Source organism: Sphingomonas paucimobilis NBRC 13935, from assembly GCF_000739895.2.
Classification (GTDB): Bacteria; Pseudomonadota; Alphaproteobacteria; order Sphingomonadales; family Sphingomonadaceae; genus Sphingomonas; species Sphingomonas paucimobilis.
Genome location: NZ_BBJS01000061.1, coordinates 74,121 through 85,604 on the forward strand (window position 1 = coordinate 74,121; position 11,484 = coordinate 85,604).

7 protein-coding genes and 1 pseudogene are annotated in these 11,484 nt (G+C 68.3%); 6 read left to right on the forward strand and 2 right to left on the reverse strand.

The features are described 5' to 3' along the window. Positions 1-33: 33 nt before the first annotated feature. Both SP6_RS18425 and SP6_RS18430 read right to left on the reverse strand, forming a co-directional pair. A pseudogene (locus SP6_RS18425) lies at positions 34-2,238 on the reverse strand (bifunctional salicylyl-CoA 5-hydroxylase/oxidoreductase); the annotation flags it as partial. Between the two features lie 37 nt (positions 2,239-2,275). Continuing rightward, the gene (locus tag SP6_RS18430) at positions 2,276-4,513 is read right to left on the reverse strand and encodes a TonB-dependent receptor (protein WP_007405539.1); all 2,238 of its coding nucleotides are present in this window, start codon (positions 4,511-4,513) and stop codon (positions 2,276-2,278) included. A 495-nt stretch (positions 4,514-5,008) separates the two neighbouring features. Between SP6_RS18430 and SP6_RS18440 the strand changes: the two genes are divergently transcribed. The 6 genes from SP6_RS18440 (at position 5,009) to SP6_RS18465 (ending at position 11,328) form a co-directional block, all read left to right on the forward strand. Continuing rightward, positions 5,009-6,286, forward strand: coding sequence for a PQQ-dependent sugar dehydrogenase (locus SP6_RS18440; RefSeq protein ID WP_007405527.1), 1,278 nt, complete (start codon positions 5,009-5,011; stop codon positions 6,284-6,286). A 49-nt stretch (positions 6,287-6,335) separates the two neighbouring features. Continuing rightward, a complete protein-coding gene (locus tag SP6_RS18445; RefSeq protein ID WP_007405512.1) occupies positions 6,336-6,890 on the forward strand; it encodes a YybH family protein in 555 nt (184 codons plus the stop codon). Between the two features lie 132 nt (positions 6,891-7,022). Beyond that, positions 7,023-7,775 (forward strand): c-type cytochrome, encoded by a 753-nt coding sequence (locus tag SP6_RS18450; RefSeq protein WP_007405615.1) that lies wholly within the window; start codon positions 7,023-7,025, stop codon positions 7,773-7,775. Next, positions 7,772-8,662: a peptidylprolyl isomerase gene (locus tag SP6_RS18455; RefSeq protein WP_007405569.1), complete on the forward strand. Its 891-nt coding sequence runs from the start codon at positions 7,772-7,774 to the stop codon at positions 8,660-8,662. Before SP6_RS18450 ends, SP6_RS18455 begins: the two co-directional genes overlap by 4 nt. After that, positions 8,659-9,864: a HupE/UreJ family protein gene (locus tag SP6_RS18460; RefSeq protein ID WP_007405517.1), complete on the forward strand. Its 1,206-nt coding sequence runs from the start codon at positions 8,659-8,661 to the stop codon at positions 9,862-9,864. The genes SP6_RS18455 and SP6_RS18460 overlap by 4 nt, the downstream gene beginning before the upstream one ends. A gap of 177 nt (positions 9,865-10,041) precedes the next feature. Then, positions 10,042-11,328 carry a PepSY-associated TM helix domain-containing protein gene (locus tag SP6_RS18465; RefSeq protein WP_007405599.1) on the forward strand — a complete coding sequence of 429 codons (1,287 nt, stop codon included), beginning with the start codon at positions 10,042-10,044 and terminating at the stop codon, positions 11,326-11,328. The last annotated feature ends 156 nt before the right edge of the window (positions 11,329-11,484 follow it).

Consider the following 11,484-nt stretch of genomic DNA (forward strand, 5'->3'; position numbering starts at 1 on the left):
CATCACATCCGGTTTGGAAACGGCATGTCCCGCCTGCGCCGCCGCGCGTAGCGTCCAGTTGGGATCGCCCAGATGCGGCCGGCCCAGCGCAACAAGGTCGGCACGCCCCGCCGCGAGGATCGCATTGACGTGATCGGCCTCGTAGATGTTGCCGACCGCCACCGTCGGGCAATGCAGGTCGTTGCGGATCCGGTCGGAGAACGGCGTCTGGAACATCCGTCCATAGACGGGCCGCGCGTCCGGCACCGTCTCCCCCGCCGATACGTCGATCAGGTCCGCGCCGGCGGCCCGCAAGGCGGCCGAGATCGCCACCGCCTCGGTCGGCGTCACACCCGCTTCGCCCGCCCAGTCGGTGGCGGAAATGCGCACCGCCAGCGGCCGCGCCTCGCCCCAGGCGGCACGCACCGCGCCCACCACCTCCAGCGGGAAACGCAGCCGGTTCTCCAGCGTGCCGCCATAGTCATCCGCGCGCCGGTTCATCAGCGGTGTGATGAACGAAGACAGCAGGAAACCATGCCCCGCCTGCAATTCGATCATGTCGAATCCCGCCGCCGCCGCCCGCCGCGTCGCCGCGACGAAATCGTCGCGGACCCGGTCCATGTCGGCACGCGTCATCGCCGCCGGGCGCCGCATCCCCTTGCGATAGGGCCGATCGGAGGCGGCGATCAGCGGCCAGTCGCCGTCCGGCAGCGGCCGGTCCGGCTGTTCCGATCCCGGCAGCGTCGCTCCGCGCGGGCCCGCATGGCCCAGTTGGACGCACATCCGCGCGCCGCCCTGGCCATGGGCGAAATCGGTGATCCGCCGCCAGGCCGCCACCTGCGCATCGCTCCACAGGCCGGGGCAGGCGGGGGTCACCCGGCCGTCCGCCGATACCGCAGTCATCTCCGTCGCGACCAGCCCGGCGCCGCCCATGGCGCGAGCGCCGTAATGGACCAGATGGAAATCGCCCACCATCCCGTCCGGCCCGGCGGCATAGGTCAGTACCGGCGATACCACCACGCGGTTGGGCAGCGTCAGGTCACGCAGCCGATAGGGCACGAACATCGGCGGACCGCCGCCCTCCGCCCCCGCCTGTGCGGCGAACCACCGTTCGACGCCGTCGAGCCAGTCCGGATCGCGCAAGCGCAGATTCTCGTGACTGACCCGCTGCGACCGGGTCAGCAGTGAATAAGCGAACTGCTTGGGATCGAAGCCGATATAGCGATCGAGCGTCTCGAACCACTCGGTCGAATTGCGCGCCGAATTCTGGATCTTCAGCACTTCGACATGCCGCTCGGCCTGATAGTCCGCCAAGGCCGCCGCCATCCCGGTCCGATCCCGCGCCACATGCGGACGGCTCATCACCTCCGCCAGCTTGATCGCATCCTCCAGCGCCAGCTTGGTGCCCGACCCGATCGAGAAATGTGCTGTGTGCGCCGCGTCGCCCAACAGCACCACGTTGTTGAACGACCATTGCCGACACAGCACGCGCCGGAACCGGATCCACGCCGCCGACCCGCGCAGATGGCCCGTATTGATCAGCAGCGGCGCGCCGTCGAGATGCCGTGCGAAGATCCGCTCGCACGCCGCGATTGCATCGGCCTGCTCCATCGTGTCGAAGCCCAGGCCCTGCCACGTCGTCTCCGAACATTCGACGATAAAGGTCGAACGCGTCTCGTCGAAGCGATAGGCATGGGCCCAGATCCACCCCGCCGGCGTCTCTTCGAACAGGAAGGTGAAGGCGTCGAACAGTCGCGATGTGCCCAGCCAGATAAAGCGGTTGGCGCGAGTCTCGATATCGACCGCCAGCCGGTCCGCATGGGCGGTGCGGACGCGGCTGTTGATCCCGTCGGCAGCGACGATCAGATCGTAATCGGCCCAGCGGTCAAGATCGCCGTCGAACTCGGTATCGAACGCCATCCGCACGCCCAGCGCCCGCGCCCGGTCCTGCAGGATGCCCAGCAGCCGCTTGCGACCAATCCCGATAAAGCCGTGGCCGCCCGACCGCTCGACATGGTCGCCGACCACGACCTCGATCGCATCCCAATGCGCGAACTCCGCCTCGATCGTCGCGGCGCTCACCGGATCGTTGGCACGCAGATTGCCCAGCGTCTGGTCGGAAAAGACCACGCCCCAGCCGAACGTGTCACCGGCGCTGTTCCGTTCGACGACCAGCACGTCGTGCGACGGGTCGCGCAGCTTCATCGAGATCGCGAAATACAGCCCCGCCGGTCCGGCACCCAGGCATACGATACGCATCGTCCTCTCCCTTTCGCTTGATTGCCGACCGCGCGGGTCAGAAGCTCTTTTCCAGCGTCATGCCGGCGGTGCGCGGCTGCGTGTAGTTCAGCCAGAAGCGGTTGAAATTGGTCTGATTGTTGTACCCGCCGCCGGTCACGCCACGGCTGTTGGTGACGTTCTGGACGAAGATGTTGGCGCGCCATCCCCGCCAGCGTGCGCCCAGATACAGGTCTCCCTGCGCATAGGCGGGATAGAACTGCCGCAGCGGCGCCTCCGCCGCGGTCGATACGAACTCGCCGCGCCGGTCGCCGATATAGCTGACCGACCCGCCCAGGATCGCGGTGGTGTCCTCGTCGATCGGCCATTCCTGATTGGCGCCGAAGCGCCCCGACCAGCGGCTGGAATAGGGCAGCCGGTCGCCCCTCGCGCCGTACACGGCGACCAGCGCGGAAAAGCCCTCGCGCAGCACCGCGTCGGTATAGGCGCCCCACAGCGTCAGGGTCAGTCCGCGCGCCGGCCGCGCCTCGAACGACGCCTCCGCCCCCCGGCTGCGCGCGCGGCTGGCATTGGCGTTGTAGTTGTTGGTGCCCGCCGGCACGACCTGCGTCACCTGCAGGTCCTTCCAGTCGATATAATAGACCGACAGGTCGTACGACAGCGCGCGATCCAGCACATTGCCCTTCGCGCCGATCTCGTAGTTCACCGTCTTGTCGGGCTTGTACTGGCAGGGGATCTCGACATCGTTGCACAGCGCGTTCGGCCCACCCGGACGGTAGCCGGAGGCGACGCGACCATAGACCATGTGGTCGTGCGTGATGCGGAAACGCGGCGTTACCAGGTAGGTAAAGGCGCTGCCCCGTGACGACGGGTTGCTTGCCACCCCTTCCGGCGGATCGAAGAAGGTGAACTGCTGATGTTGCAGCGTCTGCCGGTTCTCGCTGTACCGCCCACCGACCTGCACGTCGAACCGCTCGCTCAGCCGCACGGTCACGTCGGTGAACGCGGCATATTCGGTGAAGCGCAGCCGGTCGAGCGGCCAGACGATGGGGTAGCCGTAGATGGTGCCGTTCGCCGGATCGGTCGCGTCGGTGCGGATCGTATAGCGGGTATTCTCGCGCGTGTAGAAGGCGCCGACGATCCAGTCGATGCGCTCGCCGACCGGCATCGCCAGCCGCAATTCCTGCGTGAATTTCCGGGTGCTGTAGAACTGGTTCAGCACCGTCGCCATCGGATTGATCCCGACCGGATAGATCGACGGCAGCGCGGCGGTGAGGGCGGAGGCGGAGAAATCGACCGTGTCGTTGTTCTTGTTGTACGAATAGGAGGTCAGCGACGTCAGCTGCGATGCGCCGAGCGCGACGTTGACGATCGCGCTGTAGAGCTGATTGGTCGAGTTGCTGCGCCCGGTGTTGAACTGGTTGGTCTGTAGATAGCGCGAGCCCAGCCGCGTATCCACGTCGTTGGTGCCGAGGATGCGCCGGTCCTGGTACAGCGCGCCCAACTTGATCGAGACGCCGCTGGCTGGCCGCCACATTGCCGACAGGCGGCCGCCGGCCACCTCGCTGCGGTTCACCCCACGCCGGCCGGTGACGACATTGTCGATATAGCCGGGTTCGGTCCGCGTGAACGCGCTGGCGCGCACCGCCAGCGTGTCCGTCACCGGCAGGTTCACCGCGCCGCGAACATTATAGCCCGCCTCGCCCTCCGCCCCGCGGATCACGCTGACGCCAGCCGCCACCGCGCCGCTGACCCCCTCTGTCGAGGGATCGACCGTCACATATTTCACCAGCCCGCCGATGCTCGCGGCGCCGTACAGCGTGCCCTGCGGCCCGCGCAGCACCTCGATCCTCGCCAGTTCGCTGGGATCGATGTCGGGCGCACTGCCGAACAGCCCGGCCAGTCCCACCGACGAGCCATAGGGAATGTCGTCGATCGTATAGCCGACCACCGGGTTACCGGTCGCCGGCCCGGTCGTGACGCCACGGATCGCCAGGTTCGACCGGCTGTTCTGGAATTGCAGGTTCAGGCCCGGAACGCTGGAGAAGAAATCCTGCGCGCGCACCTGGTTCTGGTTGACCAGCGTGCTGGACGTGATGGCGGTGACCGGCACGGGCACGTCCTGCAACCGCTCCTCGCGCTTCTGCGCGGTGACGATGATGTCGTCGCTCGCTGGTTCGGCGACATTGGCGGCGGTGCCGGCCGGCGGCTGTTCCTGCGCCGCGACGGCGCCCGGCGCGGATGCAAGCGCCAGTGCCAGTAAGCTGGCGGCGCCGCGCGGGTTCGATCGTTTCATATCCTGCCCTCCCTGTGATGTTGCCAGGCACGGATCGCGCGCGGTACCGGAATGGCCGCCGCGCCGGGCCATAGGCGGTCCGGTTCGCGCACGTCTCCACCCCGCCCCCGGGGCCCGCCGCCATCGCTCTCCTTCGCGAAGCCGTGCTCCCCTGTCCCCGCCATCACCGCATTTCGGGAAGGGAATGGCCGGGGGAAACAGTTCGCCGGCCAAGTCGCCCCTTCCGTAACGTGTTACGGTGACGTCGGGGGCTTTCCCCGGATCCGAATGACAAGCATGATGATCCGGGACATGCGCGGACCTGATTGCGCGGCCGGTCGGCATCTTGGCAAAATCGGCCATGCCGGCGGACCGTACGGCACGGGCGCCCCGCACTGGCCCGCTATGCCAAGCGTGTGGCCGATCCTGCAATCACGCCTGCGCCCGCGCCGCGCATACCATCGCCCGATCTGCGTGCGGCCGGGACGGGCGCGACACGAATCGGAGGGGGAAACCATGGCGATCGGCGGAACGACGGTGCGGGCAACGGCGCTGGGTCTTGCACTCGCCCTCGCCGGTCCGGTGGCGGGGCAGGAGCCGAAGGAGGTTGGCATCGCGCCGGTCAAGGTCGGCGCGGGCCCCTATGTCTGGGACAGTGCCGAGCAGCATGACATCCGCATCGACATTCTCGCGCGCGGACTGGCGCAGGGCTATGCGCTCGCCTTCCTGCCGGACGGCGACGCGCTGATCGTCGAGCGGGGCGCGCGGCTGCGACGGCTGCGCGGGGCGACCGGTGCCAACCCGACGCTGTTGCCCCGGCCGATCGCGGGCGCCCCGACCTATGCTGGCACAGCCCATATCGATCCGGAGGACGTGCTCGGCATCCAGGATGTTGCGCTCCACCCCGATTTCGCGACCAACCACCTGCTCTATTACACGTACAACCGCCCCGCCGGTTACGACCCCGTCGCCAAGAGGTTATTCGTCACCACCGTGCTCGCGCGCGCGCGACTGAACGGCATGGCGCTGGAAGGCGCGGAGGACCTTGTGGTCGGAGAGACCGTGCACGGCGCCGGCGGCTCGCGCATCCTCTTCGGGCCGGGCGGCGCGCTCTATGTCTCGGTCGGCGCGCTCAGCACGGGCGACATCGCCTCGGCACAGCGCACCGACACCATCTATGGCAAGGTGCTGCGCCTGACGGCGGACGGCCGCGTGCCGCCCGACAACCCGTTCGTCGGCGTGAAGGGCTCTCGGCCGGAAATCTACACCTACGGCCATCGCGATCCGCTGGGGCTGGCGATCGATCCGCGCTCGGGCAGCATCGTCGCCTCCGAACACGGGCCGCAGGGGGGCGATGAGCTGAACATCCTGCTGGCTGGACGCAATTATGGCTGGCCGACCTCGACCTACGGCACCGACTATGCCGGATCGCCGCTGCCCGCCGTGCCGGTCGCGCCGGGGACACAGGGGCCGGCGATGATCTGGATGCCCGGCATCGCCCCCAACGGCATTGCCTTCTACACCGCCGACCGGATTCCGGCGTGGAAGAACACCCTGTTCATCGCCAGCGCGCGTCGCGGCGAGGTCAACGGCACCGGTGGGCTCGTCCGGGTGGTCTTCAACGGCGCGATGCAGGAAATCCGGCAGGAGACGCTGCTGGGGGATCTGCACCAGCGGTTCAAGGACGTGCGCCAGGGCCCGGACGGGCTGCTCTACGCGCTGACCGACGAACCCGACAGCGTCCTCCTCCGGATCAGTCCCGCTCCCGCCGGTCGGCCGGTCGGGGCGAAATGATCGGCCTCGCCACCATCCCACCCTGTCCGCCCGTTAGGAGCATATCACCATGATCGGATCGATCCTGAACATCTGGTGCGGCACGCCGTCCGCCCCGCCGACCACACTCGATCACCCGACGGGTCTGACCCGCGCCGGCCTGCTCCGCCTCGGTGCGGCGGGGCTGGTCGCGGCGGGCATCGGCCCGATCGCCGGCGAGGCGCTGGCCACCGGCCGCCGGCGGATCGCCCCGGTCCTCGAAATCGACCGGGTGTACGATGTCTGGCAGCAGCGGTTCAACGCGGCCGATCTAGCCGGCATCGTCGACCTCTATGTCGCCGACGTCACCTATATCAATCCGGAGGGAAAGGCTCTGCCCGGCATCGCCGGGGTCCGCGCCGATTTCGCCGCCGCCTTCGCCGCGAAGCCGCAGATCGACATCCATGATCGCCGCCACCTTCTCTATGGCGACATCGCGCTGACCACCAATCACTGGACGCTGCGACTGACGCAGCCCGACGGCTCGCCGCAACAGCTGACCGGCGGGGGTATCGAGGTGATGCGCCGCCAACGTGACGGCGGCTGGCGCTACATCATCGACGACGCCTCCCGCTCGGCCGTCTGACCGACGCGGCACGCGGCGTAACCCGCCGGGAACCGTTCGTAACTATCGGCGCAGCCGCCGGGGTGCCAACCGTCCCTGATTGAAATGGGGAGGGACACGCGATGAAGGGAACGATGCCGGGACAGTCCAACGATGCATGATCGCGGCCGGCGGCGATGGCTGGTGGCGGCCTGTGTGATCGCGATCGCGGCGGCGATGGTCACCGTCATGGGACTGCGCCATCGCGCGGCGCAGGCGGCGGTACTGCGCGCCGATCCGGACCGGATCCTCGCCGATGCCGACCTGCGGGCTACCGCGATCGCCGCCGGCCGGCCGGTGTTCGAGCACCACTGCGCCGTCTGCCATGGCAGCGCCGGCCGCGCCGATCCGCAGCGCGGCATCCCCGACCTGACCGATGACGAACATCTCTATGGCAGCGGCAAGGTATCGGAGATCGAGCAAATCGCCCGCTACGGCATCCGCGCGCACGACAAGCGCGGATGGACGCTCGCCTCGATGCCCGCCTATGCCAGCGCCGTTCCCTATGCCGCCGAGCCGCTGCCGCCCCAGACGCCGGCGCAGATCGAGGCGCTGACCCAGTATCTGCTGTCCTTCAGCGGTCGCGCCACCGATGCCGCCGCCGCCGCGCGCGGGCGGCGGCAGTTCGACACCGCCGGCTGTTGGGACTGCCATGGCCATAATGGCGAGGGCGACGATGCGGTGGGCGCGCCGACGCTGACCGACGACGTCTGGCTCTATGGCGGCAGCCACAATGCGATCCATCGTTCGATCGCGCGCGGCCGCGCCGGTTACAGCCCCGCCTTCGCCAGGCGCCTGTCTGCGGCCGAGCTGCGCGACGTTGCCGTCTATGTCGCTTCTCTCGCCCCTGCCCGGACCACGCCATGACTCCAGCCGATCCCGCCGCCCGCCCCTCGCTTTGGGACCCGGCCGCTGTCGTCCCGCGCCGCTCGCTGATCCTGTACGCGATCAGCGCGGTGCTGGGCCTGATAATCGCCGGCTATGGCCTGTTCACCGCACAGGGCACCCGCGTCGGCGGCATCGCGCCGGAGAATGCGGCGACCGTCAACGGCGCGCCCATCCTGCGCGCCGATCTGATCCAGCAGGTCGGCTCGCTCTATTCCATCTCGTTCGCGCAGGCGTCGGCGGCGCAACGCCGCAAGGCGCTGGACGACATGATCCGCGAGGAACTGCACGTCCAGCGCGGGATCGAGGTCGGCCTGCCCGCCGACGATATCGATGTGCGCGCCGCGCTGGTCGGGGCGACCGATGCGCAGGTCGCGCAGGATACGCTGACCGAACAGCCATCCGCCGCGGAACTGCGCGCCTGGTACGTCGCCCACCCCGACACCTATGCCGCGGAGGGGACGATGACGCTCCACGAATGGATCGTCCCCGGCGCCGCCGACGCGGCGCGCGCGGTCGCTGCACTGCGCGCCGGTACGCCCGCCGCGACGCTTGGCCTCAAGACATCGGGTAGGGTCGACGATGGCGAGGAATATTATTTCGCGGCGCGTATACACCTCGGCCCGGCCCTGTTCGCGATCGCCCGGCGGATGCGGGCGGGCGAAGTTTCGGAGCCCATCCACGCGGCGGACGGTTTCCACATCCTCGCGATGGTCGCCAATGCTCCCCCCGTGCCGACCCCATTCGCCGTGGCCCGCGACCAAGTGCTGCGCGACGTTCAGGCCGACAAGATCGCACGGCTCCAAGGCGCCAATGACCGCTTCCTCTACAAGCGGGCCGACATTAAGATCGCGCCGGACCTACGATGACCCGCCTCCTCCCGCTATTTCTCGCGCTGCTCGCCCTTGTCGGCGGTGCCACGCCGGCGGCCGCGCATACGCGCAGCGAATCGCATTCGACCTGGACGATCGACGGCCGCGCCGTCCGCCTCGCCTTCTCCGTCGCCGATCGCGAGGCGAAACGGATCACCAATGGCGAGCGGCCTGGCGATGCGCAGCTGATCGCCTATCTGGCACCGCGGCTGGGCGCGACGGCGGGCGGCAAGGTCTGCCCGCTCGTCGGCAAGCCGCGCGCGGTCGCCGCCGCCACCGGATTTCGCCGTGTCGAATTCCTCTACGACTGCCCGTCGGCGGAGCGGATCGTTTTGCACGATACCGCCTTCTTCGCGCTAGTGCCGACCCATGTGAACATGGCACAGATCCAGACGGCGAAAGGCGACTTCTCCGAAAACGTCCTTACCGCCGACGCCACCACGATCGACCTGGAAGGGACCGCCAGCGGCGGCCTCGACGGCGCCGGATTCCTCACCTTCGTGCGGATGGGCATCATGCACATCTTCACCGGCATCGACCATATGAGCTTCCTGCTCGGGCTGGTGCTGATCTCGCGCCGGTTCAAGGATCTCGCCTTCGTCATCACCGGCTTCACGCTGGGGCACAGCCTGACCCTGGCGCTGTCGGTCACCGGCCTGTTGCGCCCCCATGCGGAGTTCATCGACGCGCTGGTCGCGCTTACCATCGCGCTGATCGGGGTGGAGAATCTGGCGGTCCAGTCGGGCCGGATCGGATTACTCGCACTGTCCACCGCCGCTGCGCTGTTCGCGATGGCGGCGCTCCGGCTGCTCGGCATCGGCCTGTTGCCGGTGACGCTGCTCTTCGGGGCGGGGCTGTTCGCGTCCAATTACCTCATGATCTCAGGCCATATCCGTGATGCCGCGCGGCTCAGGCTGGTGGTGACGCTGGTGTTCGGGCTGATCCACGGATTCGGCTTCGCCGCCGACCTCCTCAGCGAGCAAATCCCCGCCGCGAAACTGGCCGAATTGCTCGTCGGCTTCAACCTGGGGGTTGAGATCGGCCAGCTTTCCGTCGTCAGCATCCTGACGCTGACCGTGATCGGCCTGCGTCGCCTGCGGCTGACCCTGCCGCGACCGATCGTCGTCGACCTGCTCGCCTCCGGTCTGGTGATGATCGGCATCTACTGGTTCATCGGCCGCAGCTTCGCCGCCGCCTGAACCGGCTGCCGAGCCCCCTTGGCCGAAACTGCAAACTATGGGGGTGGCGCGGCAATTCCGTACCGGCCCCGCCCTGCCGATGACCGTCGAACGCCATAGGACCGTGCCCGCACGACCTGGCGATAGAGGGGGCGCCGCCGGCCGAACCGGCCGGGCAGCGCGGCAGGAGACGGGACGTTGAACAAGCCGACGCGTGTCCAGGATTTCGCCGTCAAGGCGCATCGCTATGTGGGGCTGGCGCTCGCCCTGTTCCTCGTCATCATTGCCGGTACCGGCAGCATCATCGCCTGGTACGACGATCTGGAACGTAGCGTCAACGCGCCGCTGCGTGTCGTCACGCCCCAGCCGCGGGGATGGACGCTGCACGATGCGCTCGTGATCCGCGACCGGCTGGAGGCGCAGGATCCCCGGTCGCACCTCTTCTCCCTGCAGTTCCCGCAGCGTCCCGACGAATCGCTGTTCTCGCGGGTCATGCCGGCGATCGACCCCCGATCGAGCCAGCCCTTCGCGATCGATTACGACGAGGTGTTCGCCGACCCCTATACCGGGCAGCGACTGGGCCAGCGGCGGATCGGGCAGCCGTCGCTGAAGGGTTCGGGCGTCTTCTCCTTCGTCTATTATCTCCATTATGCCCTGCTGTTCCCGCTGGGCATCGGCATCCTGCTGATCGGCCTGCTCGGCATCGTCTGGCTGGCCGAGAATATCGTCGGACTGTACCTGACTCTGCCGCCCAGGCCGAAACCGAACCGGAGCGGCAAGAAGCCGCGCTCCTTCGTCCGGCGCTGGTCTACGTCGTGGAAGATCAGCCGGCCCGCCCCGCCCGCCCGACGGATGCTCGACCTGCATCGCGCGTCCGGGCTGTGGCTGTGGCCGCTGCTGATGGTCTTCGCGATCACCGGGTTCGCGCTCAATCTGGGCGGCATCTATGCCGGGATGGTCGACCTGTTCGCCGACTATGCGCATTATCAGGAACGCCCCCCGCGCGCACCGCTGGCTCAGCCCCTTATGGATCCGCCCGTCGACTGGTTCAGAGCGGCGGACCTCGGCCAGCGCTATTTCGCGTGGCAGGCCGGCGTGCAGGACTTCACCCTCGGCAAGCCGGCCGCGATCGAATATCGCCGCGACCTCGGCATCTACTTCTTCCTGATGCACACATCGCGCGACCTTGTGGATGCGCAGGGCAATCCGACCGAGACGGACTCGCCCGCAACGGCGGCGACCATCGCCATCGACGCCCGCGACGGGCATTTCATGGGCCTGCAATTGCCGACCGGCCAGCGCGCCGCCAATACCGTCACGAGCTGGCTGATGGCGCTCCACGTGACGGCGATCGGCGGACGGGCGTGGCAAGTGGCGGTATCGGTTTTCGGCCTACTGGTGGTCGCGCTCTCCGTCACCGGTCCGCTGCTCTGGTGGCACCGGCGAAAGGCCCGGAAAGGCGTTGTCCAGCGAATGCGGCAGTGATGCGGCGAGGCCTCGCCCCGGGGCCGAAGGATGGCGGCCAGATCGACGAGCCGGTGACATGGCGGCCAACGGAAACCTCTCGACTGAGCCTCACCCCGTCTCTGGTGCGGTCCTTGTGAGAAAACCGGCTCTCTATTCGCGCGCTCCATCGGGGTC